The organism is Tsukamurella sp. NPDC003166 (assembly GCF_040611135.1).
In the GTDB taxonomy this organism is placed as follows: Bacteria; Actinomycetota; Actinomycetes; order Mycobacteriales; family Mycobacteriaceae; genus Tsukamurella.
Genome location: NZ_JBEXNL010000004.1, coordinates 13,665 through 36,624, shown reverse-complemented (window position 1 = coordinate 36,624; position 22,960 = coordinate 13,665). Strand labels below are relative to the sequence as shown.

The window sequence follows — 22,960 nt, the reverse complement described above, 5'->3', positions numbered from 1 at the left end:
TTCGATGAAGAATGCGGACCGAAACGACGAAGAAGGGTTCAGCACCGACGAGGAAGGCCTGTTGATACGGGCCGCCGCAGAAGATCCGGCGACACACCGGAGGAATGGACACAATGCATTGTGCGAATGCGTCCCGTGTGAATTGTTCGACCAGCCCGCAATATCAGTTCACCGACGAACGCGCATGCGCCGGACGCGCGGCGGAACACCGAGCGCCGGCACTGCGACGGCTCCGTGGCACATCGCCGTTGTCGTGACTCCCGAGGATCGCTCGGACCCGAGCACTCGGGGGTGCGCTACTGCGCGTCGAACCGGAAACCCACACCCCGGACCGTGACGATCCGGCGGTGCGGCCCGGTGTCGTCGCCGATCTTCCGCCGCAGCCAGGAGATGTGCATGTCGAGGGTCTTCGATCCACGCAAGTCGGAATCGCCCCAGACATCGGTGAGGATCTCCTCCCGGGAGAGCAGCCGCCCGGCGTGCTCCATCAGGAAGCGCAGCAGCTCGAACTCCTTGTTGGCCAGGGCGACGTCGGCACCGTCGACGGTGACCCGCCGCGCGGTAGCGTCGAGCCGGATGCCGCCCGCTTCCACGACCTCGAGCGCGTCCTGCGCGGGCGCGCTGCGCCGCAGCAGCGCGCGGGTGCGGGCCATGAGCTCGAACATGCGGAAGGGCTTGCCCACGTAGTCGTCGGCACCGGCGTCGAGGCCGACGACGAAGTCCATCTCGTCGGTGCGCGCGGTGAGCATGAGCACAGCGATCTCCGGCCGGGCGGCGCGCACCTCGCGGCACACCTCGAGGCCGTCGAGCTCGGGTAGACCCAGGTCGAGGATCAGCAGGGCGTAGTCCTCGTCGAGCGCACACTGCAGCGCATCGGTGCCGGTGGCGGCGACGGTCACCTCGTAGCCCTCACGCGAGAGCGCGCGGGCCAGCGGCGATGCGATCGCCTCGTCGTCCTCGGCCAGGAGCACCCGCGTGGTCATGACCGCCGAGAGTACTCCGCCGGGCCGTCGTCGCGGCCCCGGTAGTCGTCCGCGTCGTCGAGCGCGTCCACGATGAGCGCGTGCGTGGCGGCGATCCGGGGCACGTCGGGGAAGTCGAGCGGATCCTCACCCGCGGACTCGACGGTGAGCACCCCGCAGCCCAGCATCCGATCGACGAGCCGCTGGTGGTACTGGACCGAGTTGATGCGGCGCAGCGGGATGTCGATGCCGCGGCGCCGCACGATGCCGGAGCGGAACATGATCCGCAGGTCGGTGACCACGAGGTGGGTCGCGCGCCAGGAGGCCCACGGGCGCACCGTCCACCACCCGACGACGCCGAGCCACACCACGACGACCGCCAGGAGCAGCCAGTCCGGCCACGCACCGTCGAGGTGGGCCCGGCCGATCAGGCCCAGCGCGACCCCGGCGGCGGCGCACGCCGCGAACAGGACAAGGACGGGCACGATCATCCGCTTGGCGTGGGGGCGCACGTGCAGCAGCACCCGCTCGTCGTCGACGAGCGCCTTCTCGGGGAACGCCATCGTCACGCCGGTCGCAGGTGCGTCACATCGCCCGCGGACAGTACGTGCCGGGTGCCCGCCTCGTCCGCCACGACGATGCGGCCCTCGAGGTCCACGTCGACCGCGCTGCCGTGCAGGACCTCGTCGGCCGGGAGCTCCACGCGGACCCGCTGCCCGACGGTGACGCACGCGTCCAGGTACGCGGCGCGCGCGGCGGCGGGATCGTCGGTCCATGCGGTCAGACCGGCGTCGAGGTGCTGGAGGTAGGCGACGGCGAGCGCCGTCCGGTCCGGATCGTCGGCGCCGGCCAGCCGGAGCGACGTGGCGGTCGGGACCGGCACGTCCGCGGCGGCGAGCTCGGTGTTCAGGCCCGTTCCGATTACCGCGACGAGTCGGCCGTCCGGCGCGGTGGCCAGCTCGGACAGGATGCCTGCCGTCTTGCCGCCCCGCTTGCCCTCCGCGGCCTCGAGCAGGACGTCGTTGGGCCACTTCAGCCCCGCGGTCAGGCCGGTCACCTCCCGCACGGCACGGACGGCGGCGACGCCGGTGACCAGCGACAGCCAGCCGGCGCGCGGCGCTGCGGCGGCGGGCACGGCCACCGTCACCGAGATGGACAGCTGCGTGCCGGACGGCGCCGACCAGGAGCGCTGGTGCCGGCCCCGCCCGGCGGTCTGGACGTCGGCGATGAGGACGCGGCCGGCCTCGTCGCCGGCGCGCACGCCGTCGGCGAGGTCGGCGTTGGTGGATCCCGTGGTGGGCAGCACCGACACGTCGTGCCAGCGCGTGCCCCGTACGGCCGCGGCGATCGCCGCTCGATCGGGGAGACCTGCGGTCTCGGTCATCCGTGTCCTCCATCCCTCCCACACCGACGGGCAGTGCGCTTATTCCCCGACTCTATTGGTTACAGTCAGTGCCATGACGAGTGCCTCCACCACCGACGGCGCGGCCGCCGCCCAGGGCGGCGAGCCCAGCATCCACACCACGGCCGGCAAGCTGGCCGCCTTCCGCAAGAAGGACGCCGAGGCGATGGCCCCCATGGGCCAGGGCGCCATCGACAAGGTGCACGAGAAGGGCCGGCTCACCGCCCGTGAGCGGGTGCTCGCGCTGCTGGACGAGGGCTCGTTCGTGGAGCTCGACAAGCTGGCGCAGCACCGCTCGACCAACTTCGGGATGGCCGCGCGCCGCCCGGTCGGCGACGGCGTGGTGGCCGGCTACGGCACCATCGACGGCCGCGAGGTCTGCGTCTTCAGCCAGGACTCGACGGTCTTCGGCGGCTCCCTCGGCGAGGTCTACGGCGAGAAGATCGTCAAGGTCATGGACCTGGCCACCAAGACGGGCCGCCCCCTGGTCGGCATCATCGACGGTGCCGGTGCCCGCATCCAGGAGGGCGTCGTCTCGCTCGCCCTGTACTCGCAGATCTTCTTCCGCAACACGCAGGCCTCGGGCGTCATCCCGCAGATCTCCGTCGTGATGGGCGCGGCGGCCGGCGGCCACGTCTACTCCCCCGCGCTCACCGACTTCGTGGTGATGGTCGACCACGAGAGCCAGATGTTCATCACCGGCCCGGACGTCATCAAGTCCGTGACCGGCGAGGAGGTCACCAAGGAGGAGCTGGGCGGCGCCCAGACCCACATGACCAAGTCCGGCACGGCGCACTACGTCGCGTCCGGTGAGCAGGACGCGCTGGACTACGTCCGCGAGTTGCTCACGTACCTGCCGTCGAACAACCGCGCCGAGGCGCCCCGGTTCGTGCCGACGGACCCGCTGACCGGCTCCATCGAGGACTCCGTCAACGACGAGGACCGGGAGCTGGACACGCTGATCCCGGATTCGCCGAACCAGCCCTACGACATGCACGAGGTCATCCGTCGCCTGCTCGACGACGACGAGTTCCTCGAGATCCAGCCGCAGCGCGCGATGAACATCATCGTCGGCTTCGGCCGCATCGACGGCCGCAGCGTCGGCATCGTCGCGAACCAGCCCACCCAGCTGGCCGGCTGCCTCGACATCGACGCCTCGGAGAAGGCCGCCCGCTTCGTGCGCTTCTGCGACGCCTTCAACATCCCGATCGTCACCCTGGTGGACGTGCCCGGCTTCCTGCCCGGCACCGGCCAGGAGTACGACGGCATCATCCGCCGCGGCGCGAAGCTCCTCTACGCCTACGGCGAGGCCACCGTCCCGAAGATCACCGTCGTGACCCGCAAGGCCTACGGCGGCGCGTACTGCGTGATGGGCAGCAAGGACATGGGCGCCGATATCAACCTCGCGTGGCCCACCGCCCAGTTCGCGGTCATGGGCGCGGGCGGGGCCGTCGGCTTCGTCTACCGCAAGGAGCTGGCCGAAGCGGCGAACAAGGGCGAGGATGTCGACGCGCTGCGCCTGACGCTGCAGCAGGAGTACGAGGACACGCTGGTCAACCCGTACGTGGCGGCCGAGCGCGGCTACGTCGACGCGGTGATCCCGCCCTCGCACACCCGCGGCCAGATCGTGACGGCCCTCAACATGCTCGAGCGCAAGGTGGTCGCCACTCTGCCCAAGAAGCACGGGAACATCCCGCTGTGAGCGCGGCCGACAAGCCCGTGCAGCCGAACACGGCCGACGTCGAGAAGCTCAGCGCCGCGATCCGGTTCGAGCGGGGCAACCCCTCGGCCGCGGATGTGGCGGCCGTGGTCGCGGTGCTCGCCGCGGCCACGAGCTCCGCTCCGCAGACCGGCCCGGACGGCCCGAAGTCGCTGTGGGGCCACAACCGCGAGCGGATGCGGCCGCAGTACTTCAACGGCCCCAACGCCTTCACCAGCCAGACCCCGATGTTCTGGACGAAGGGCTCTTGACCCCTCCCGTTCGTCTCGTCCTCGCGTCGGCCTCACCGGCCCGGCTGTCGGTGCTCCGCGCGGCGGGCACGTCGCCACTGGTCTCGGTCTCCCAGGTCGACGAGGACGCGATCCTCGCCGACCTGGGCCCCGATGTCGCGCATGAGGACGCCGTCGCCGCGCTCGCGCGGGCCAAGGCCACCGACGTGGTGCAGCGGATCCTCGCCGAGGAACCGCTGCCCGGCCGCGCCGTGGTGATCGGCTGCGATTCGATGCTCTCCATCGACGGTGAGCTGGTCGGTAAGCCCCACACCCCCGAGATCGCGGCGGCGCGCTGGCGCGCGATGCGCGGCCGCGAGGGTCGCCTCCTCACGGGTCACTGCGCGATCCTCCTGGACGACGGTGCTGTGGCCGGCGAGGCCGGGGGCACCCGCGCGACGACGCTGCGCATCGGCGCACCGTCGGACGCGGAGATCGACGCCTACGTCGCGACGGGCGAACCGCTGCAGGTGGCGGGGGCGTTCACGCTCGACGGCCTCGGCGGCTGGTTCGTCGAGGGCATCGACGGTGACCCCAGCTCCGTCATCGGCATCTCCCTGCCCCTGACCCGCGCGCTGCTGGGGCAGCTGGGCGTCAGCGTCACCGAGCTCTGGTAGACGCAGGCCCAGTACACTCGGACCGGGACGAGTCTCCGAAATCCGAGGAGGGCCGATGACTGCGGAACGTTGGATCGACCCGGAACCCGATGACCCCTCGGAGATTCTGTCGATCCTCCCGAGCCAGTGGCACTCCCAATTCCTTGCGGAGTACCGAACGGCCCTCGACGGCGCCCGCAGTGACATCGGACATTGGCCGCAGCTACGCGCCGCACTCCACCGATGGCGACTCCGCGCCGTCGCGTACTCGACACCCGGATTCGAGGCCGCTGCGGAAGCTGCGCGGACGGCGCGGTCAGAAGATCTGCACCCGATTCCCGGCTGGGAACCTCACCGTTGACCTACCAGCCGAGGATGATCGATCCTGCGGTGCGGCAATACCACGACCTGCTCACCACGAACGATGTCGCACACGATGCATTCCTCATTCGCGTAGCTGAGCTGGTGGACGCTCCGTGGGACTCGTGGCCGACACGTTCCGAAGGGCAGCTCGAGTATCGCGATGCACAATTCGGCAGCGACGGCCTGCTGTCGTTTCTCCTCGATGACGCTGCCGAAATGCTCGTCATCTTCAACATCGTGTGGGCCGGATGACTTCGGCGGGCCGCTGACTTCGCGGGCTCGGCGATTCCGCCGAGGTAGCATGCAGGGTTCATGGGGGAACAGCGCGACGGCGAGGAGATCGCCGGATACCGGATCATCCGCAGCCTCGGTGCGGGCGGCATGGGCGACGTGTACCTCGTGCAGCACCCGCGTCTGCCGCGGCGGGACGCCCTGAAGCTCCTCGATAGGAGTGTGAGCCGCGACTCCGACTTCCGGGCGCGCTTCGAGCGCGAGTCCGATGTGCTCGCGTCGCTCTCGCACCCCAATATCGTCACCCTGTACGACCGCGGCGAGCACGACGGCCGGCTCTGGTTGACGATGGAGCTCGTCGACGGCTCGGACGCCGCGCACCTGCTTCGCGAGCGGGGACCACTGCCTGCCGACCTCGCGTTCGACGTGCTCGCCGGCGCCGCAGCGGGCCTGGACGCGGCGTGGGAGGACCAGCGGATCACCCACAGGGACGTCAAGCCCGCCAACATCCTCGTCGGATTCCGTCCGGACGGCTCGTGCAAGACCGTGAAGGTCGCGGACTTCGGCATCGCCAAGGCGGCGAGTGAGGCGACCTCGTTGACGTCGACGGGGATGACCGTGGGGACCCTGGCCTACATCGCGCCGGAGGCGTTGGACGGGCAGCCCGTGGACAACCGCGCCGACGTGTACTCCCTCGGCTGCACCGCGTTCCAGCTGCTCACCGGCAGTACGCCCTACACGTCCGCGTCGACCGCCTCGCTGATCACCGCGCACCTGCATCACCCCGTCCCGCGGATCTCGGAGCGGAATCCGCGGCTGGCGGCCGCGCTCGATGCGGTCTTCGAGAAGGCTCTGGCGAAGCGCCCGGGCGATCGGTACTCGTCGTGCGGAGAGTTCGTCCAGGCATTGCGCGCATCGGGAGTGTCATCGGTTCCCGCTCCAGCCACCGCACCGGCGGCTTCCCCAGAAGACACCCCCACCCTGGTCCGCGCGCCGGAGACCCTGGCGGGCCCGCTGGCCGCGTCCGCGGGTGGTGCTACTTCCGGCGCCGAGGACACGTGGACTGCTGTACCCGCACCGGGCGCATGGAGCCCTGCTCCGCCGCTGTGGGACCCCACGCCTGCCGAGCCCACCACTGCGCCGGCGGCACCGCAGTCCAGACCGGCTCTGACACGGCGCAAGCTGATCATCGGCGGCGTCGTGGTCGCGGTCGCCGCAGCGGGCGGGATCGGGGTCCTCGCGGCGGCGAACGGCGGTCACGACTCACGTCCGGCGAACGTGATCGCGACGATTCCCGTCGGCAAGTATCCGACGCGCATCGCGATCACGCCGAACGGCGCGATGGCCTACGTCCTCAACGGTGTCGATGGTGAGGGCAGCGTGTCTGTAATCGACACTGCCACCAACAAGGTCACCGCCACGATCGCCACCGAGCGGAACGGATCCGACCTGGCGATGACGCCCGACGGCGGCACGGTCTACGTCGCCGACGCCTCCCCCGGCAAGGTCGCGGCAATCTCGACCGCCACCAACGCCGTGATGGCGACCGTCCCCGTGATGGGATACGCCGGATTGACGGGAATCGCGGTCTCGCCGAACGGCAAGACCGCCTATGTCATCAACGCGGCTAGCGGGATCGCAGCCATCGACACAACAACGAACAAGGTCATCTCCGCGATCTCCGGCGCGGAGCTCGTTCAGAGCACCCGCCTTGCAGTCACTCCCGACGGCCGCACTGTGTACGCCCTCACCGCCAGTGGCAGCAGCAATTCTGTCGTTGTCGTCGACCTCACATCCAACCGAATCACCACGTCGTTCCCCTTTGGCACGTCCCCATCGGCGTCCGACATGGCGATAACGCCCGATGGCAGGAACGCGTACGTGCCCACCGGAGACGGCACCGTTTCAGTCGTCAGCACCACAACGAACAAGATCTCGGCCACCATCTCCGTCCCCAGCGGCGACAGAGTCGCGATCACCCCCAGCGGAGCCACGGCGTACGTGACCAACCGCGCCGACAAGACGATCTCGGTCATCGACACGGCCGCTAACAAGGTCATCGCGACAATCCCCACCGGCCGGGAGCCTCAAGACATGGCACTGTTCCCGAACAGCACCACCGCGTACGTCACCAACGCCAGAGACAACACCGTCTCGGCCATCGCCCTCACATAGCTGTTGCGCCGCTGGATCGCCACACCTCGAGGGCCTCAATCTCGACCTGCCGATCTTTATCATCACGGACGTGGCGGACCTCACAGGTTCGCGAATCGATATCACGTAAGCATCCAGTTAACACCGCGAGATCAGTACGTTTCCACAGCTCCGCCACACGGTTGAAGCTTCGATCGCGTACAGCGTCCGAACTGCGCAAACATCAGAACACCCTTCCTTCACGATCATCCACAACCCTGGTCAAGGGTCACGATGCGTGACGAGCGACACTACTCGTTCGTCTCGCGAAAGGAACGAACCCCGTCTTAGCGTCTTCTCATGACCACGACGCTCCGCCCCCTCGCCTCCTCCGAGATCGGCTTCGTGGGCCCGCATCCCACCACGTGCGCCTTCGAGCTGACCGTGCGCGGCCCGCTGGACATCGATGCGCTGTCCGATGCGCTCGCCGCGCTGCGCGCCGAGCACCCCGCACTCGACGCGGCCGTCGCGCCCAGCGGCGACGGCTTCGCCTTCGTCACCCCCGGCGTCGGCGCCGGCATCTCCGACGAGCCCGGGGACCTCCTCGTCGACCCCACCTCGGCGCTCGCCCGCCTGCACATCGCCCCGCTCGGCGACCGGCATCGCGTCGCGCTGGCAGTCAGCCATGCCCTCGCCGACGGCACCCACCTGTTCGCCCTCTTCGCCCGGCTCTGGTCGCACTACACGGCGCTGGTGCGTACCGGTGCGACGACGACCGCCGAACCGCATCCGTTCCCGCGCTCCGCACAGGCCGTCCTCGCCGGGCTCGACGTCCCCAAGGTCAGCACCGGCCGCGCCCGGCTCGACGGTGCGCGGTGGTACGGCGCGGCGCCCGTCCTCGGCTCAGCGGACCGCGCGGACGAGCACCTCCCCGAGGCGGCCTCGCTCCGGTTCTCCCCTGCGACCACCGCGCGGTTCCGCGAGGCGGCGCAGGGCATCGGCGTGAGCGCGCTGCTCTCCGGCGTCCTGCTCTGCGCGGAACGCGCGGGATTCCTCGACGAGGATCCGGCCGCGCCGATCCGGATCGGCGCGATGACGCTCGTCGACCTGCGCCACCGAGTGCGTCCCTTCCTCGACCCGACCGAGGTCACCAACTTCGTCGGCGCCTCGTACGCCGCGCCCGAGATCACCTGCGGCACTGATCCCGCCGGCCTGGGGTCGGCCGTCGCCACCGCGGCGCGCAACGACGTCACGTCGGGCCGCGCGCTCGCGGCCCTGGCCACCGCCACGGCCGCCGCCGCCGAGCCGCCGGTCGTGGTGAGCAATCTCGGCGTGCTGGACGTGGAGTTGCCCGACGGGCTCGTCGCGGAGGACCTGCGGCCGATCGTCTCGATGGACTCCGCGGCCCTGCGCGTCCCGGCCGGGCCGCGACGGCCGTCCCCGTCGGCCACCATCCACCAGATCTCGACCTTCCGCGGGCGCCTCGGTATCGACGCGATCACCCTGGGCGGCACCGCGTCCCCCGCGGCGCGCGCCGCGGTCGCCGACCGCATCGACACCCTCGTCCGGACCGCGACCCACCGGTCCTCCGCCGCCTGACACCCGCACGCCCGCCGCCTCGCCGCCGACGAACAGGAGCCGCTCATGCAGAACCACCGCGCACTCACCTTCTCCGAGGCGTCCTTCGTCCGGCCCGCCTCGCGCGAGGTGATCGGTACGTCGTATGCGCTGCGGGGCGTCGTCGACGTCACGGCGCTCCGGTCGGCGTTCGCGGCGCTGCTGGAGGAGTACCCCGTGTTGGCGGCGCGGATCGTGGATGTCAAGGGCCGCCCGCACTTCGCCCCGGGCGACCCGACGGTGGCCGCCGCCATCGGTTTCCGCGACAGCGCGGCGCCCTGGACCGGCTACGCCCAGACGCCGCCCTGGTTCGTCGGCGCCGACCAGCTCGCGGCGCTGACGCTGACCGGGATCGGGGACGACTACCGGCTGACCCTCTGGGCCAGCCACGCCGCGACCGACGGCTCCGGCATCGTCGCGATCGCGTCCCGGTTGTTCGAGCTGTACACCGCGCTGGCGAGCGGCGCGACGCCGATCGTACGGCGCGCCGGGGACTTCCCCGCCGAGCCGCACCGGGTGATGGCGGAGCGGGGACACCTGCCCGCGGAACTGGACTACGAGGAGCGCCTGGCGGGCACCGTCTGGCACGGGGCCGTTCCGGCAGAGTTCCCCGACGAGCCCGGGCCCGATGTCGACGACGCGCTGCGGACCCGCTTCGGGCCCGGCGAGACCACCGCGCTCGACGCCGCCGCCCGCGCCCACGGCGTCTCCACCCACGCACTCGTCAGCGGCATCATCGCCCGCGCCGAGCTCGCCGAATGCGCGGAGGACGCGACGGTGGCGCTGCTCACCCCCGTCGACTTCCGCGGCCGCGTCGACCCGCCCATCCCGCTGCGGTCGGTGACCGCGCTGTGCGGCTTCTCCTATGTCGCGGTCGCCGACGCCCCCGCTGCCGACATCGCGCGGACGGTGTCGGACCGGATCCGCGCGGACGTGCGCGACGGCACCGTCCTGCGGACCGCCGTGAGCCCGATGCCCGACCCGCGGACCCGTCGGCACGGCCCGCCCGTGCTCATCAGCAACCTCGGCGCGGTGCCCGATCCCCTCACGCCCGCCGGGCTCGAGGTCCGCGACTTCCACGCGCAGATCGTGCGGAGCGCCGCCGGCATCCGCGAATACGCCGCGGGACACGTCGGCGACGGCACTCCCGCCGTGCCGATCGGCACCTCGTACCTGGTCTCCACCTTCGGCGGCCGGCTGTCGATCGAATTGCGTGCCCTGCCCGACACGCTCGACGGTGCCGTCCGCCTCCGGCTCCTGGACCGGGTCGAGGACGGTGTGCACGCGCTGCTCGAGATCGGCACCGCCGCATGACCATCCCCCTCGCCGACACCGAGTCGCCTCCGGCACCGCCGGTGGCGCTGCTCGTCGACGTCGGCCTGCAGTTGGGCGTGTACATGGCGCTGCGCTACCTGTTCGGCGTGGGGCAACTGATCGCCCTCGTCACCGGCACCGCGCTGGTGGCGGTCCGGATCCTGGCCCGCTCGATGGTGCGGCGCGCCGCCGATCCGCTGGAGCTGTTCACCCTCATGCTCCTCGCCTCGTCCATCACGGCCGCCGCGATCTCGGGCAGTCCCCGGGTGATCCTCCTAGTGGAGACGGGGATCGGTGGCCTCATGGCCGCCGCGATCGGCGCGGGTCTGGTGCTGCGGCGGCCGGCGGTCGCGACGCTGATGATGCGGCTGACGGTCCGCGGCGATGCGGCCCGCGCGCAGCGGTGGAACCACCGGGTGCGGGTGGAACGCCGGTGCGTCCGCGCGATGCGCGTCGTGGACCCGCTGTGGCTGCTCGCGGTCGTCCTCAGCACCACAGCGTCGGTCACCGCCGCCCTGAGCCTGCCGATCGACTACGCGGTGGTCGCGTGTCAGCTGATCCCGCTGCTGATCGCCGTGCCGGTCCTGCCGCTGACGCTGCTGCTCCTGCGCCCGGTGCGCGCGTCGCTGGCCGCCATCGACGACGACACCGTCGCCCCCCGAACCGAGCTCCGGCCGACCGCCGAAAGGACTTCTCCGACATGAAGGTCTGCATCCTCGCCATGGGCAGCCGTGGCGACGTCCAACCGACGATCGCGATCGGTCTCGCGCTCCGCGCCCGCGGGCACGAGGTGACCATCGCCGCCATGGGCGACCCGCTGGTCGCGCTGATCCGGTCGGCGGGTCTGGACGCCCACCGGCTCAACGACGGCGTGCCCGACTACGACGACGACTACCGCGAGGTGATCCACCGCCCCGTCGAGCGGATGCGGGCCTACGGCCGGTGGCTGGTGCGCAACATCGCCACCATCTCCCGGGAGACGGAGGCCGTGTGCCTGGACGCCGACGTGGTGCTGACCCATTCGGACGCCGTCGATTTCGCGCTCCCGATCACCCGGCGCAGCGGCGCGAGCATCATCAGCTACCGGTTCTTCCCGGGCACCGTCAACAGCGTCTACCCGATGACGCAGTACACCCCGGCGGGCCTGACCAGCGATGTCCTGTCCCGGTCGCCCCGCATGGTCAAACGCGCGACCTGGACGCTCGGCGACTCCTTCACGTGGACCCACGTGCGGGCGGCGGTGAACTACCACCGGATGTCGGTGGGCGAGGCCCCCTACCGGTCGCGGCGCGCGAAGAACCGCGATGCGCACGAGATCGTCGACCTGCAGCTCTACGACGCCGCCCTGACCCCCGCTCTGGTGCCCGAGTTCAGCCGCACCCGGCCGATGCTGGGCTTCCCGGAGGTCCCCGCCGACGCCTGGCTGCGCCAGGGTGAACGCAAGCGCACCGACGCCGACCTGATGCAGTGGCTGCGCGACGGCGACGCCCCGATCTACTGGGGCTTCGGCAGCATGCGGATCGCGGATCCGGACGGCATGGCGCGGACCTTCGCGCGGGTCTGCGCCGAGCGCGGTCGACGGGGCCTCGTCGTGGCGGGCTGGAGCGACCTGGTGGGCGCCGACCTCGGCGATCACGTCCGGGTCGTCGACGAGGTGGTCCACGCCGAGGTGCTGCCGCACTGCGCGGCCGCCGTCCACCACGGCGGCGCGGGCACCACCGCGGCGTCCCTGCGGGCGGGCCTGCCCACGCTGATCTGCCCGGTGCTCGCCGATCAGCCCTTCTGGGGCGCCCGGGTCGCCGACCTCGGCGTCGGCGCGTGCCTGCCGATGCGCAGCGTGACCCCGGAGCGGCTGCACGCCGCCTTCGACGTGCTCCTCGATCCCGCCACCCGCCGCCGGGCGCAGCGGATCTCGTCGCTCATCGACCTCGGCGACATCCCCGCCCGCCGGGCCGCGACGATCATCGAGTCGATCGCCGAGGACGACGGGGTGGACGTACGCGTCGTGGCAGCGCTGTCAGAACCCGTCACCGTCGACTTCGACACCGCGACGGTCGCCTCCCTCGCCGGACTGGAGGTGTGAGATGCCCTCGCGCTCACTGACCCCGCTCGAGATCCCGTACGTCGTCACCGGCACCACTTCCAGCGGCAGCTTCACCGTCCGCGGCCCGATCGAGGCGGACCGGCTGGCCGGCGCCTTCGCTTCGCTCCGTCGGGAGTTCCCGGTGCTCGCGGGGCGCATCCAGGCCCACGCCTTCGGTTTCGACCTGGTCGCCCCCGACGATCCTCCGACTGCGGAGGCGGCACCGATCACGGTGGAACTGCGCCCCTTCACGCCGGGCGACGTCCGCCTGGGGATCGACGCCGAGCACGCCGTCGCGGCGGTGCAGCTGGTCTCGGACGGCGACCTGCACCGGGTCACGCTGGGCGTGAGCCACGCCGTCGCCGACGGCGCGCACGCGCTGTACCTGAACCTGCGGCTGTGGGAGCTGTACTCGGGTGCCGAGCCCGCGGATCCGGCCGACCTCCCCGCCGCCCCGACGGATCTGGCGGATCGCCTCGCGGCGGGCGCACCACCGGCGTCCTCCGTCGTCGAGGTGCTCCCCACCGCGGCCGTGCCCGCCGCCGCCGATGTCGACGCCGGGGACTTCGCCTTCGACCGGATCCGCCTCGACGCAGCGGCGACCGGCGCACTGCGGCGTCGGGCAAAGGAGGCGGGCCTGAGCGTCCACGGCCTCCTCGCCGGGATCATCGTCGCAGCGGAACGCGCCGAGCTCGACCGGCCGGCCGACGAGGCCGTCCCGCTCGCCGTGTTCAGCCCCGTCGACCTCCGGGCCCGCGCCGAGCCCGCCGTCCCCGCAGCGGCGGTCACCAACTTCGCGGGATCGTCGACGGTGCCCGTCGCGGTGCGGGGTGACACGGCGCCCGAGGAGATCGGCCGCGCCGTCCTCGAGCGGCTGCACGCCGACCTCGCGGACGGCACCGTCGCGGCCGCCCTCGCCGGCTCGGCGCCGGTGACGGTGACCGGCGGGGTTCCCGTGCGGCTGAGCAACATCGGAGCGGTCCCGGCACCGTCGACCCCGGACGACGTCGTCGCGCTGGACTTCCACACCAGCTCGGAGGTCGACATCGAGCGGGTCCGCGCCCTCGTGCACGGCGCGCCGCCCGAGGCGCTGGCCCCACTCGTGGGGCTGCACCACCACGCGCTGACCTTCGACGGACGGCTGTCGATCGAACTGCGGCACGCACCCGGCACGCTCGCCCCCGGTGCCGCCCGGCGGATCCGGGACCGGATCGCGGCCGGCCTGGTCGGGGCCGGGGCCGCCGCATGACGGCCGACCTACTCGCGCTCGTCGACCAGGGAGCGGCCTCGGCCACCCGCGCCACGGGCCGCAATTCGCTCATCCAGGTGGTGTGGACCTACGACCGCGGCGTCGACCTGTCCGGCCTGGAGCGGTTCCGGACGGCGCTCACCACAGGGTTGCTGGGCCGGCGGATCGCCTACTCGCCGCTGCCCTTCGGGCGCGACCGCTGGGTGGCCACCACCGCCGCCCCGCGGATCGCGGTCGAGGCGGCTGCGCGCCCGCGGGAGGCGATCGACGCGTGGCTCGACGAGCGCGCCGCCGCCCCGATCGATCCGTGGTCCGGGCCGGGCTGGCACCTCGCGGTGCTGCCACTCACGGACGGCGGGTCCGCCGTCACGCTGGTGGTCTCGCACGTCCTCGCCGACGGGGTCGGCACCGCGACCGCGGTCGCGGAGGCCGCGCTGGGCACTGCGCGCGGCCTGCCCTACCCGCGCGAGGCCGCCGCCCCGCTCACCGCCGCCCGACGGGACGCCGCCCTGGCGGCCCGCGAGCTGCCCGCCGCGGTGCGGGCCGCGGCGACGGCGACCCGGCTCGCCCGGGGGCGCCTCGAACACGACGGGCCGGCACGCGAGCACCCCGTCGGACCCGACCGCTGGGCCGTGGCGCACGTCGACCGCGCCGGTCTCGCGGCCCGCGCGGCCGCGCTCGGCGGCACCGAATCCACCCTCCTGTTCCGGGCCGCCGCGAGGATCGCCGCCGAACTCGGCTGGGTCCGCCCCGACGGGCAGGCCGTACTCGGACTGTCCGTGAACCGGCGCGGTGAGGGCGACCTGCGCGGCAACGCGATCGTCGACGCGGAGGTCGTCGTCGACCCCGCCGCGGGCCCCGACGGCGTGGTCGCCCTCCGCGCCGACGTCAAGGGAGTGCTCGGCGCACTCCCGGACGCCGGGCGCTACGACGCCTTCGGCCCGCTGCTCCCCCTCCTGCCCCGCCGCACACTGGCCGCGCTGGTCGACGCGGCGCCCGATCCGACGCGACCGGTGACCACCTGCGCCGGCGTCGGCGCCCTGCCCCCACCCGTCCGCGCGCCCGACGGCAGCGCCGCGGACCGCACGTGGTTCCGGCTCGCGTGGTCCGCGCTGCCGGGCCGGGCCGCGGCGGACCGTCCCGCCCACCTGTACGTCGGGTGGACCGGCACCGACGAGGAGACCACCGTGTTCGCCGCGACCAACCTCGCCGCGGCCGCCGACCTGCGCGGCGTCGTCGCGCGGGCGGTCGCGCACGGGGGCTAGGCTGACGGGCGTGGCTATCGAGACCGATCCGAGCGCGGAACTGCAGGACTACGCACACCCCGAGCGCCTCGTCACCGCGGACTGGCTGAGCGGGCACCTCGGTGTCCCCGGCCTCAAGGTGATCGAGTCCGACGAGGACGTGCTCCTCTACGACATCGGGCACATCCCGACGGCGCAGAAAGTCGACTGGCATCTGCACCTCAACGACCCCGTGACGCGCGACTACATCACCGGTGAGCAGTTCGCGGAACTGATGCGCAGCAAGGGCATCAGCCGCGACGACACGGTGGTCATCTACGGCGACAAGTCGAACTGGTGGGCCGCCTACGCGCTGTGGGTGTTCACGCTGTTCGGCCATCCGGACGTCCGCCTGCTCGACGGCGGCCGGGACCTGTGGATCAGCGATGCGCGCGATGTCTCGCTGGAGCAGCCGGAGTACCCGCGCAGCGACTACCCCGTCGTGGAGCGCGACGACTCGGTGATCCGCGCCTTCGCGGACGAGGTCCGCGCCGACCTCGGCCGCCGCGCCCTCGTCGACGTGCGCTCTCCGCAGGAGTACACCGGTGAGCGCACCCACATGCCCGACTACCCGGAGGAGGGCGCCCTGCGCGGCGGGCACATCCCCTCCGCGGTGTCGATCCCGTGGGCGAAGGCGGCCCGGCAGGACGGCCGGTTCCTGCCGCACGCCGACCTCCTCGAGGTCTACGGCGGACTGGACCCGCACGCACCCGTGACGGCGTACTGCCGGATCGGCGAGCGTTCGAGCCACACCTGGTTCGTCCTCACGCACCTCCTCGGGTTCTCCGATGTCCGCAACTACGACGGTTCCTGGACCGAGTGGGGCAACACGGTGCGGGCGCCCATCGTCCGCGGCGAGGAGCCGGGCACGGCCCCGACCGCAGGCTCATGAGCGGGCTCCCGCAGCCCCTCGCGGACATCGTCGACGACTTCGCCGGCGTCGGCGAGCAGGACCGGCTCGAGCTGCTTCTGGAGTTCTCGCGCGAGCTGCCGGAGCTCCCGGCGCACCTGACGGCGGCGGCGATGGAGCCGGTGCCGGAGTGCCAGTCGCCGCTGTTCCTCGACGTCGACCTCACCGACCGCGAGGCGGTCCGGCTGTACTTCAGCGCGCCGCCCGAGGCGCCGACCACGCGCGGGTTCGCGTCGATCCTCGCGCAGGGACTCGACGGCCAGTCCGCCGCGGCGATCGCCGCCGTCCCCGACGACTTCTACCACGCTCTCGGCCTCGATTCCGTGGTCAGCCCCTTGCGCCTGCGCGGGATGTCGGCGATGCTGGCGCGCATCAAACGACGCCTCGCCGCCTAGCCCTGCCGGAAGTCCCCCATGCAATTCACCGAGCTGGACGCGTACCCGCTGCGCCCGGGGGAACTCCGTAACTGGACCCCGACGACGGGACCCGCGGCGCGCTGGCGCGACGACCCGCGCGGCACCTCGCACGTCCACGAGGCGCACCTGCGCGGCGCGCAGGCGATCCTGCGGCGCCGGCACATCGACGGGGGCCGCGAGTCCTGGCTGGGCATCGGCATCGAGTTCGACGAGCCGCTGTCCATCCCGGGGCTGCGCACCGCGCTGCGGGCGTGGATCGACCGGCACGAGGTGCTGCGCACCCACGTCTTCCTCGATGACGACGGTGCGCCGTTCCGCCGGAGCGCGCAGCCGGCCACCGTCGACCTGCGCGTACGGACGGTGGGCACGTACCGGTCCACCGGGCCGCTCGTCGAACAGCTGCTGGGCGAGTTCGACCGCTCCACGGCCCCGCTGACCTGGCCCGCGTACATGTTCTCGACGGTGTCGCGGGACGACTCGTTCACGCTGTTCTTCGCCGCGGACCACTCGCTGCTGGACGGCTACTCGCTCATCCTGACCCCCCACGAGCTGCGCGAGCTCTACCAGGAGGCGGTCGGCGCGGACCCCGCGCGACTCCTCCCCACCGGCAGCTACGTGAACTACTCGGACACGGACCGGCAGGTCGCCGACCGTGCGGACGCCGGGCATCCCGCCGCGCGGATGTGGAACCAGTACCTCAGCGAGACGGGGTTCCGGCCGGACCCCTTCCCCATGCCCCTGCTGCCGATCAGCGCGAAGGTCCTGGCCGACGAGACCCGCGCAGCCCTCAGTCGCGATCCCGACGGCGTGCCGCGGCTGCCGCAGGCCGCTCTGAACTTCCACCTGCTCGACGACGAGCGGGCCAACAACTTCGCCCGCGTATGCTCCGAGTCCGGCGCATCGCTGGTCACCGGTGTGCTCGCGGGCATGGCCAAGATCAACACCGACCTCGGCTTCGGCCCGGTGTTCCGCTGCGCCGTCACCCGGCACACCCGCGATGCCGAGCAGTGGATCGCCGCGCTCGGCTGGTTCGTCGGCATCGCCCCGTTCCGGCTGGACACCACCGGCGCACGCACCTTCGGCGAGCTGGCGCAACGCGCGCAGAGCGAATGGAAGCTGTCGAAGGCGGGCAGCACCCTGCCCTATCTGCGCATCGCCGAGATCCTCGCCGACCTGCCCGATGGCTCGCGGGTTCCGCCACAGCAACGACCGGCGGCACCGCCGCCGCGGTTCGTCGTCTCCTTCATGGACACCCGATCCGCCCCCGGCTCCGCGCTCAACGACGCCGGCGGCGCCGCGGCCCTGCGGTCGCGCGACTACTCCATCGAGGACGTCTACCTGTGGATGCTGCGCACGCCGTCGGGTCTGCACGTGGCTGCGCGGTTCCCGGGCTTCGAAACAGCGCGCCGGAGTGTGACGCTGTACCTCGGGGCGCTACGTTCGATGCTGACCGAGATCGGCGACGCCGGCGTTACTCGTGGGTAACCGAAACCGACCGGGGACTGTCGGCTTCGCAACAAGTGAGTAGGCATACACTCGTCAGGAGTTTGAGCCCCGACGGGACAACGACGGCGACGCGCCCGCGCTCGCCCAGGGAACGAGGAGACTTGAGTGGCAGCCCACGCTGACAAGAAGATCGAGAAGGTGCTCATCGCCAACCGCGGTGAGATCGCCGTCCGTGTCATCCGCGCCGCCCGGGACGCCGGCCTGACCAGCGTCGCCGTGTACGCGGAGCCCGACGCCCAGGCGAAGTTCGTGCGCCTGGCCGACGAGGCCTTCGCTCTGGGCGGGCAGACCTCGGCCGAGTCCTACCTGGTCTTCGACAAGATCCTCGACGCCGCGAAGAAGTCGGGCGCCGACGCGATCCACCCCGGCTACGGCTTCCTCTCGGAGAACGCCGACTTCGCGCAGGCCGTCATCGACGCGGGGCTGACCTGGATCGGCCCGTCGCCGGCCTCCATCCGCGACCTGGGCGACAAGGTGACCGCCCGGCACATCGCCGAGCGCGCGAACGCGCCGATGGCGCCCGGCACCAAGGACCCGGTCTCCGGTGCCGACGAGGTCGTCGCGTTCGCGAAGGAGTACGGCGTGCCCGTCGCCATCAAGGCGGCGTTCGGCGGCGGCGGCCGCGGCATGAAGGTCGCGTACACCATCGAGGAGATCCCCGAGCTGTTCGAGTCGGCCACCCGCGAGGCCGTCGCCGCCTTCGGCCGCGGCGAGTGCTTCGTCGAGCGCTACCTCGACAAGGCCCGGCACGTCGAGGCCCAGGTCATCGCCGACCAGCACGGCAACGTCGTGGTCGCCGGTACGCGCGACTGCTCGCTGCAGCGCCGCTTCCAGAAGCTGGTCGAGGAGGCGCCCGCGCCCTTCCTCACCACCGAGCAGCGCACCGCCATCCACGAGTCGGCCAAGCGCATCTGCCGCGAGGCGGGCTACTACGGCGCCGGCACCGTCGAGTTCCTCGTCGCCGCCGACGGCCTGGTCAGCTTCCTCGAGGTCAACACCCGCCTCCAGGTCGAGCACCCGGTCACCGAGGAGACCGCGGGCATCGACCTCGTGCGCCAGCAGTTCCGCATCGCCGAGGGCAAGGAGCTGACGATCACGGAGGATCCCACTCCCCGCGGTCACAGCTTCGAGTTCCGCATCAACGGCGAGGACGCCGGCCGCGGCTTCCTCCCCGCCCCCGGCCCGATCAGCGTCTACCGCGAGCCCACCGGCCCCGGTGTGCGCGTCGACTCCGGCGTGGACCAGGGCGACGTCATCGGCGGCCAGTTCGACTCGATGCTCGCCAAGCTCATCGTGACCGGCGCGACCCGCGAGGAGGCGCTGGAGCGCTCGCGGCGGGCGCTGGCCGAGTTCGAGGTCGAGGGGCTCGCCACGGTCCTCCCGTTCCACCGCCACATCGTGTCCAACCCCGCCTTCATCGGGGATGAGAACGGCTTCGAGGTCTACACGAAGTGGATCGAGACCGATTGGGAGAACCCGATCGAGCCCTACACCGGTGGCCAGCCCATCGAGGAGGACGACGCCCTTCCGCGCCAGAACGTCGTGGTCGTCGTCGACGGTCGCCGCGTCGAGGTCTCCCTGCCGGGCGAGCTGTCGCTCGGCGGTGGCGGCGGTGCCGCGGGTGGCGCCGGCGTCATCCGCCGCAAGCCCAAGCCCCGCACGCGGGACCGCGGCGCGGGCGTGGCCGCGACGGGCGACTCGGTCACGGCGCCCATGCAGGGCACCGTCGTCAAGGTCGCCGTCGAGGACGGTCAGCAGGTCAGCGCGGGCGATCTGGTCGTGGTCCTCGAGGCCATGAAGATGGAGAACCCCGTCGCCGCGCACAAGGACGGCGTCGTCACCGGCCTGGCCGTGGAGCCGGGCACCGCGGTCACGCAGGGCACCGTCCTACTCGAGATCAAGTCCGACGAGGCCTGATCGCGTGGATCCCGTCGGCCTGAACGTCGGGGCGTGGTACCTCACGGAACTGCGCCCCGACGCCTGGCTGGCCGACGAGGCCTACACCTGGGCCGTCCGCGTCAACACCACCGGCGACTCGATCGGCGAGGTCGTCCTGCACCCGTCCGGTGCGATCACCGTCGACGGGCCGGACAGCGAGGGCCTGCGGACGGCGCGCGCCGCGGTCGAGCGGTTCGGCGCGTCGCTGTAGCCAAATCCCCGTGCGCGGCGGCGCGACGGGCGATGATCATCGCATGGCGAGAAAGCCGGAGCCCCCGAAGGCCCCACCCAGCATCAGCGAATCGGTCAACGACCTCGTCGACTCCGTGCGGTCCGCCGCCGGTCGCGCGATGGACAACACCGGCCGCACCGTCACCAGCGTCGGCAAGCTCAGCACCATCCCACCCGACACCATCGAGCTCATCGCCGAGCTGCCGAAGGTGATGCTCGCGATGGCCGACATGATCGAGCGGGCGAACAACGTGATCGACCGCGTCGAGCGGCTCACGGCCGTCGCGGATCCCGCGCTCAACACCCTCGACGCCGTGCTCCCCCCGCTCGTCGAGGTCACCGGCAAGCTCAGCGACGTGCAACGCGGGGTGGAGCGGGGCGTCGGCAAGTTGCCCGGCGTCAATCAGCTCAAGAAGGTCACCGGGCTCGGCGGCGAATAGCGGCCGCTGACGGTGCGCAGGCCGCCCTCGAGCCGCGAGAGCGGACGGCCCGCAGGCGGGGGCCGACGTGGGCGAGCACCGGATCGTCGTCACTCATGCCCGCCACTGTGCCGCTACCCGAACGGGTTCACGGTCTTCACGCCCGTGCCGTCGAAATCCGCGACATTGCGGGTGACCAGTGTGAGGTCGTGGGCGAGTGCCGTCGCTGCGATGAGCGCGTCCACGATCGGCAGCGTGCGCCCCGCCGCGGAGAGCTCTCCCCACCGATGAGCGACGGCGGCGTCTACGTCGAGGATGCGGGCACCGTACTGCATCTCGACCTCGCCGATCCACGCGGCGAAGCGATCCGCCCGCGCCGGGTCGCGCATCGCCAGCTTCCGCTCACCTTTCCGCACTTCACCGATCGTCAGCACGCTGATGTAGTCGGCCTCAGCGGAACCACCCATCCACTCGAGCAGGGCGGCGTTCGGCCTGGCCCTGACCAGTTCGGAGATCACGTTGGTGTCCAGTAGGAATCGCGTCACTCGTCGAACAGTCCCTCGGTGCGATCCGCTTCCACCACTCGCTCCGGAATCTCAAGATCGTCGAACTCTCGGGGAGCAGCGAGCAGGAACTCCCGGAACGACGGCTTCCGGTCTCGTCCGTGCGTAGCCCGGAACTCCTCGATGTCCACGACGACCGCGATCGGATTCCCGTGCCGGGTGATCACCTGCGGCTCCCCCTCCCCGACCGCGCGCAGCAACTCACTGAGCCGCTGCTTGGCCTCCTGCACCTGCCACTCCCGCATGCGCGCAGAATACCGATTTCTATCCAGACAGTCCAGACTGAATCCCGACCAGGCGCCACCGCGGGTTGCAACCCCCGATTACGTGACGACTCCCCGCGGAAACCTCACACGACCGGCGGTGGCGAACACCCTCAGATAGCGGACCGTGGTCCGCTACGCTAACGTGGAAAGCGACGCCCGGACGGGGCGGACACTCGTCGAAAGGACGCACATGAAGATCGGCATCATCGAAGGTTCCATCCGCGACGGCCGCAAGGCGGAGCAGGTCGGCCAGTGGGTCGCCGCCGCGGCGGGGGCACGCGAGGGCGTCGAGGTCACCGTGCTCGACCTCAAGGAGTTCGACGTCCCGCTCCTGACCTCGGCCACCGTGCCCGGTGCCGCCAACCGTCAGTACGACAGCGCCGCGGTGACGGCCTGGGGCGAGGCGATCGACGCGCAGGACGGCTTCGTCTTCGTCACCCCGGAGTACAACCACTCCGTCCCCGGCGCCTTCAAGAACGCCTTCGATTCGATCGGCCCGGAGTGGGCCGGCAAGACCGTGGGCTTCGTGGCCTACGGCGCCGACGGCGGCGTGCGCGCGGTCGAGCACTGGCGCCAGATCACGGCGAACTTCTCGATGGTCGACGCCCGCGCACAGGTCAGCCTTGGCCTGTTCACCGACTTCGACGGCGAGGGGAACTTCGCGCCGATCGACCGCCGCCCGGCCGAGCTCGCCGCCCTGCTGGACGAGCTCACCGCCGCCACCGAGCGTCACCTGGCCGCCGCTGCGCGCTGACCGGAGACGCCGATCCCCCGGCCCGCGATGGCGGATCCGGGGGATCAGTGCGCGCAGGGCTCAGCGCGCGCGGTCTCAGGGCCAGCTGATGACGCCGCGCTGGAAGGTCTGCGAGTAGGTGCCGGTCGCGGAGCGGATCTCCGGCCCCGTCGGGTAGCCGTACGTGCCGGACTCGCGCTTGGCGGAGCTCCACTTCACCAGGATCTCGCCCCACACCGGCCAGGCGCCGCTCGCCGGCGACCAGTAGATAACGCCGCCCTGGAAGGCGTTCATCGCGCCGGTCACGGCGTTGAACGGGCCGCGCGCCTGCAGCTCGTCGGTGATCGGGTATCCGAGCGGGCCGTTCTCCCAGCGATTCTCACCCCACTTGGCGCGGATCGCGCCGCCGATCTCGTGCGCATTGCCGCCGTCCGCCGCGGGGTGCCAGTAGAACGAAGCCTGGTTCTTGAAGGTCTGGAACTTGCCGCCGCGGCCGGCGTTGGTCTCGGGGATCAGCGGGACACCCCAGGTCGGGGTGCCACCGGTGGCGAAGTAGGAGACCTCGATCTGCCCCTTCACGAGGTACCGCCCCACCTGCTGATCGGCCCGCGCGACGGCGGCCACGCCGCCGCTGATGCCGACCGCGATGGCCGCCGCGGCGACGACGCCCCGGAACCAGGCGCGACGGTGATCGTTCGAGAAGATGTGCGTAGCCATACCTGCTCCTTCGGCTCTTACCTCCCGTTCATCATGAAC

At 71.7% G+C, this 22,960-nt stretch carries 25 protein-coding genes; 19 read left to right on the top strand and 6 right to left on the bottom strand.

Annotated features, from left to right (window positions below; genetic code table 11):
• Window positions 1-296: 296 nt before the first annotated feature.
• Genes ABZX10_RS06125 through ABZX10_RS06115 form a run of 3 tightly spaced genes read right to left on the bottom strand, consistent with a single transcriptional unit; the run spans window position 297 to window position 2,346 of the window.
• The gene (locus ABZX10_RS06125) at window positions 297-983 is read right to left on the bottom strand and encodes a response regulator transcription factor (protein ID WP_355535840.1); all 687 of its coding nucleotides are present in this window, start codon (window positions 981-983) and stop codon (window positions 297-299) included.
• Window positions 980-1,525: a PH domain-containing protein gene (locus ABZX10_RS06120; RefSeq protein ID WP_355535837.1), complete on the bottom strand. Its 546-nt coding sequence runs from the start codon at window positions 1,523-1,525 to the stop codon at window positions 980-982. The genes ABZX10_RS06125 and ABZX10_RS06120 overlap by 4 nt, the downstream gene beginning before the upstream one ends.
• Window positions 1,526-1,527: 2 nt before the next feature.
• Window positions 1,528-2,346: a biotin--[acetyl-CoA-carboxylase] ligase gene (locus tag ABZX10_RS06115; protein ID WP_355535834.1), complete on the bottom strand. Its 819-nt coding sequence runs from the start codon at window positions 2,344-2,346 to the stop codon at window positions 1,528-1,530.
• A gap of 73 nt (window positions 2,347-2,419) precedes the next feature.
• Here ABZX10_RS06115 and ABZX10_RS06110 point away from each other — a divergent pair, with 73 nt between their 5' ends.
• The 18 genes from ABZX10_RS06110 (at window position 2,420) to ABZX10_RS06025 (ending at window position 20,663) form a co-directional block, all read left to right on the top strand.
• Window positions 2,420-4,066, top strand: a complete 1,647-nt coding sequence (locus ABZX10_RS06110; protein WP_355535831.1) for an acyl-CoA carboxylase subunit beta — start codon at window positions 2,420-2,422, stop codon at window positions 4,064-4,066.
• Window positions 4,063-4,335, top strand: coding sequence for an acyl-CoA carboxylase epsilon subunit (locus tag ABZX10_RS06105; RefSeq protein WP_355535828.1), 273 nt, complete (start codon window positions 4,063-4,065; stop codon window positions 4,333-4,335). Before ABZX10_RS06110 ends, ABZX10_RS06105 begins: the two co-directional genes overlap by 4 nt.
• The gene (locus tag ABZX10_RS06100; protein WP_355535825.1) at window positions 4,332-4,970 is read left to right on the top strand and encodes a Maf family protein; all 639 of its coding nucleotides are present in this window, start codon (window positions 4,332-4,334) and stop codon (window positions 4,968-4,970) included. Before ABZX10_RS06105 ends, ABZX10_RS06100 begins: the two co-directional genes overlap by 4 nt.
• A gap of 55 nt (window positions 4,971-5,025) precedes the next feature.
• Window positions 5,026-5,310, top strand: coding sequence for a DUF6247 family protein (locus ABZX10_RS06095; RefSeq protein ID WP_355535822.1), 285 nt, complete (start codon window positions 5,026-5,028; stop codon window positions 5,308-5,310).
• Window positions 5,311-5,324: 14 nt separating this feature from the next.
• Window positions 5,325-5,564 carry a hypothetical protein gene (locus ABZX10_RS06090; RefSeq protein ID WP_355535819.1) on the top strand — a complete coding sequence of 80 codons (240 nt, stop codon included), beginning with the start codon at window positions 5,325-5,327 and terminating at the stop codon, window positions 5,562-5,564.
• Between the two features lie 60 nt (window positions 5,565-5,624).
• Window positions 5,625-7,718 (top strand): serine/threonine-protein kinase, encoded by a 2,094-nt coding sequence (locus ABZX10_RS06085; protein ID WP_355535816.1) that lies wholly within the window; start codon window positions 5,625-5,627, stop codon window positions 7,716-7,718.
• A gap of 318 nt (window positions 7,719-8,036) precedes the next feature.
• Window positions 8,037-9,275, top strand: coding sequence for a hypothetical protein (locus ABZX10_RS06080; RefSeq protein WP_355535813.1), 1,239 nt, complete (start codon window positions 8,037-8,039; stop codon window positions 9,273-9,275).
• Between the two features lie 45 nt (window positions 9,276-9,320).
• Complete coding sequence (locus ABZX10_RS06075; RefSeq protein ID WP_355535810.1) at window positions 9,321-10,607, top strand: acyltransferase; 1,287 nt, start codon at window positions 9,321-9,323, stop codon at window positions 10,605-10,607.
• Window positions 10,604-11,311, top strand: coding sequence for a VC0807 family protein (locus ABZX10_RS06070; RefSeq protein WP_355535807.1), 708 nt, complete (start codon window positions 10,604-10,606; stop codon window positions 11,309-11,311). Before ABZX10_RS06075 ends, ABZX10_RS06070 begins: the two co-directional genes overlap by 4 nt.
• A complete protein-coding gene (locus ABZX10_RS06065) occupies window positions 11,308-12,690 on the top strand; it encodes a glycosyltransferase (RefSeq protein WP_355535804.1) in 1,383 nt (460 codons plus the stop codon). The genes ABZX10_RS06070 and ABZX10_RS06065 overlap by 4 nt, the downstream gene beginning before the upstream one ends.
• A gap of 1 nt (window position 12,691) precedes the next feature.
• Window positions 12,692-13,939: an acyltransferase gene (locus ABZX10_RS06060; RefSeq protein WP_355535801.1), complete on the top strand. Its 1,248-nt coding sequence runs from the start codon at window positions 12,692-12,694 to the stop codon at window positions 13,937-13,939.
• Window positions 13,936-15,204 (top strand): hypothetical protein, encoded by a 1,269-nt coding sequence (locus ABZX10_RS06055; RefSeq protein ID WP_355535798.1) that lies wholly within the window; start codon window positions 13,936-13,938, stop codon window positions 15,202-15,204. Before ABZX10_RS06060 ends, ABZX10_RS06055 begins: the two co-directional genes overlap by 4 nt.
• Window positions 15,205-15,214: 10 nt before the next feature.
• Complete coding sequence (locus ABZX10_RS06050; RefSeq protein WP_355535795.1) at window positions 15,215-16,114, top strand: sulfurtransferase; 900 nt, start codon at window positions 15,215-15,217, stop codon at window positions 16,112-16,114.
• Window positions 16,111-16,527: a SufE family protein gene (locus ABZX10_RS06045; protein WP_355535792.1), complete on the top strand. Its 417-nt coding sequence runs from the start codon at window positions 16,111-16,113 to the stop codon at window positions 16,525-16,527. Before ABZX10_RS06050 ends, ABZX10_RS06045 begins: the two co-directional genes overlap by 4 nt.
• Window positions 16,528-16,545: 18 nt before the next feature.
• Window positions 16,546-18,033: a condensation domain-containing protein gene (locus tag ABZX10_RS06040; protein WP_355535789.1), complete on the top strand. Its 1,488-nt coding sequence runs from the start codon at window positions 16,546-16,548 to the stop codon at window positions 18,031-18,033.
• Between the two features lie 126 nt (window positions 18,034-18,159).
• Window positions 18,160-19,971: an acetyl/propionyl/methylcrotonyl-CoA carboxylase subunit alpha gene (locus tag ABZX10_RS06035; RefSeq protein WP_355535786.1), complete on the top strand. Its 1,812-nt coding sequence runs from the start codon at window positions 18,160-18,162 to the stop codon at window positions 19,969-19,971.
• Between the two features lie 4 nt (window positions 19,972-19,975).
• Window positions 19,976-20,203: a hypothetical protein gene (locus ABZX10_RS06030; RefSeq protein WP_355535783.1), complete on the top strand. Its 228-nt coding sequence runs from the start codon at window positions 19,976-19,978 to the stop codon at window positions 20,201-20,203.
• Window positions 20,204-20,246: 43 nt separating this feature from the next.
• On the top strand, window positions 20,247-20,663 hold the full coding sequence (locus ABZX10_RS06025; protein ID WP_355535780.1) for a hypothetical protein: 417 nt from the start codon (window positions 20,247-20,249) through the stop codon (window positions 20,661-20,663).
• Window positions 20,664-20,776: 113 nt separating this feature from the next.
• Here ABZX10_RS06025 and ABZX10_RS06020 read toward each other — a convergent pair whose 3' ends face one another.
• Both ABZX10_RS06020 and ABZX10_RS06015 read right to left on the bottom strand, forming a co-directional pair.
• The gene (locus ABZX10_RS06020) at window positions 20,777-21,187 is read right to left on the bottom strand and encodes a type II toxin-antitoxin system VapC family toxin (RefSeq protein ID WP_355535777.1); all 411 of its coding nucleotides are present in this window, start codon (window positions 21,185-21,187) and stop codon (window positions 20,777-20,779) included.
• Window positions 21,184-21,450: a type II toxin-antitoxin system Phd/YefM family antitoxin gene (locus tag ABZX10_RS06015; RefSeq protein ID WP_355535774.1), complete on the bottom strand. Its 267-nt coding sequence runs from the start codon at window positions 21,448-21,450 to the stop codon at window positions 21,184-21,186. Before ABZX10_RS06015 ends, ABZX10_RS06020 begins: the two co-directional genes overlap by 4 nt.
• Window positions 21,451-21,661: 211 nt before the next feature.
• Here ABZX10_RS06015 and ABZX10_RS06010 point away from each other — a divergent pair, with 211 nt between their 5' ends.
• Window positions 21,662-22,225, top strand: coding sequence for an NAD(P)H-dependent oxidoreductase (locus ABZX10_RS06010; protein WP_355535771.1), 564 nt, complete (start codon window positions 21,662-21,664; stop codon window positions 22,223-22,225).
• Between the two features lie 75 nt (window positions 22,226-22,300).
• On the opposite strand, the gene ABZX10_RS06005 is transcribed toward ABZX10_RS06010, so the two are convergent.
• On the bottom strand, window positions 22,301-22,921 hold the full coding sequence (locus tag ABZX10_RS06005; protein WP_355535768.1) for a lysozyme: 621 nt from the start codon (window positions 22,919-22,921) through the stop codon (window positions 22,301-22,303).
• Between the last annotated feature and the right edge of the window lie 39 nt (window positions 22,922-22,960).

Bases quoted from the DNA above. Each gene is read 5' to 3' on its own strand.
- ABZX10_RS06090 (WP_355535819.1), top strand. From the start codon at position 5,325: ATGATCGATCCTGCGGTGCGGCAATACCACGACCTGCTCACCACGAAC.
- ABZX10_RS06115 (WP_355535834.1), bottom strand. From the start codon at position 2,346: ATGACCGAGACCGCAGGTCTCCCCGATCGAGCGGCGATCGCCGCGGCC.
- ABZX10_RS06110 (WP_355535831.1), top strand. From the start codon at position 2,420: ATGACGAGTGCCTCCACCACCGACGGCGCGGCCGCCGCCCAGGGCGGC.
- ABZX10_RS06085 (WP_355535816.1), top strand. From the start codon at position 5,625: ATGGGGGAACAGCGCGACGGCGAGGAGATCGCCGGATACCGGATCATC.
- ABZX10_RS06040 (WP_355535789.1), top strand. From the start codon at position 16,546: ATGCAATTCACCGAGCTGGACGCGTACCCGCTGCGCCCGGGGGAACTC.
- ABZX10_RS06060 (WP_355535801.1), top strand. From the start codon at position 12,692: ATGCCCTCGCGCTCACTGACCCCGCTCGAGATCCCGTACGTCGTCACC.
- ABZX10_RS06070 (WP_355535807.1), top strand. From the start codon at position 10,604: ATGACCATCCCCCTCGCCGACACCGAGTCGCCTCCGGCACCGCCGGTG.
- ABZX10_RS06095 (WP_355535822.1), top strand. From the start codon at position 5,026: ATGACTGCGGAACGTTGGATCGACCCGGAACCCGATGACCCCTCGGAG.
- ABZX10_RS06025 (WP_355535780.1), top strand. From the start codon at position 20,247: ATGGCGAGAAAGCCGGAGCCCCCGAAGGCCCCACCCAGCATCAGCGAA.
- ABZX10_RS06080 (WP_355535813.1), top strand. From the start codon at position 8,037: ATGACCACGACGCTCCGCCCCCTCGCCTCCTCCGAGATCGGCTTCGTG.
- ABZX10_RS06015 (WP_355535774.1), bottom strand. From the start codon at position 21,450: ATGCGGGAGTGGCAGGTGCAGGAGGCCAAGCAGCGGCTCAGTGAGTTG.
- ABZX10_RS06125 (WP_355535840.1), bottom strand. From the start codon at position 983: ATGACCACGCGGGTGCTCCTGGCCGAGGACGACGAGGCGATCGCATCG.
- ABZX10_RS06055 (WP_355535798.1), top strand. From the start codon at position 13,936: ATGACGGCCGACCTACTCGCGCTCGTCGACCAGGGAGCGGCCTCGGCC.
- ABZX10_RS06005 (WP_355535768.1), bottom strand. From the start codon at position 22,921: ATGGCTACGCACATCTTCTCGAACGATCACCGTCGCGCCTGGTTCCGG.
- ABZX10_RS06010 (WP_355535771.1), top strand. From the start codon at position 21,662: ATGAAGATCGGCATCATCGAAGGTTCCATCCGCGACGGCCGCAAGGCG.
- ABZX10_RS06065 (WP_355535804.1), top strand. From the start codon at position 11,308: ATGAAGGTCTGCATCCTCGCCATGGGCAGCCGTGGCGACGTCCAACCG.
- ABZX10_RS06075 (WP_355535810.1), top strand. From the start codon at position 9,321: ATGCAGAACCACCGCGCACTCACCTTCTCCGAGGCGTCCTTCGTCCGG.
- ABZX10_RS06045 (WP_355535792.1), top strand. From the start codon at position 16,111: ATGAGCGGGCTCCCGCAGCCCCTCGCGGACATCGTCGACGACTTCGCC.
- ABZX10_RS06120 (WP_355535837.1), bottom strand. From the start codon at position 1,525: ATGGCGTTCCCCGAGAAGGCGCTCGTCGACGACGAGCGGGTGCTGCTG.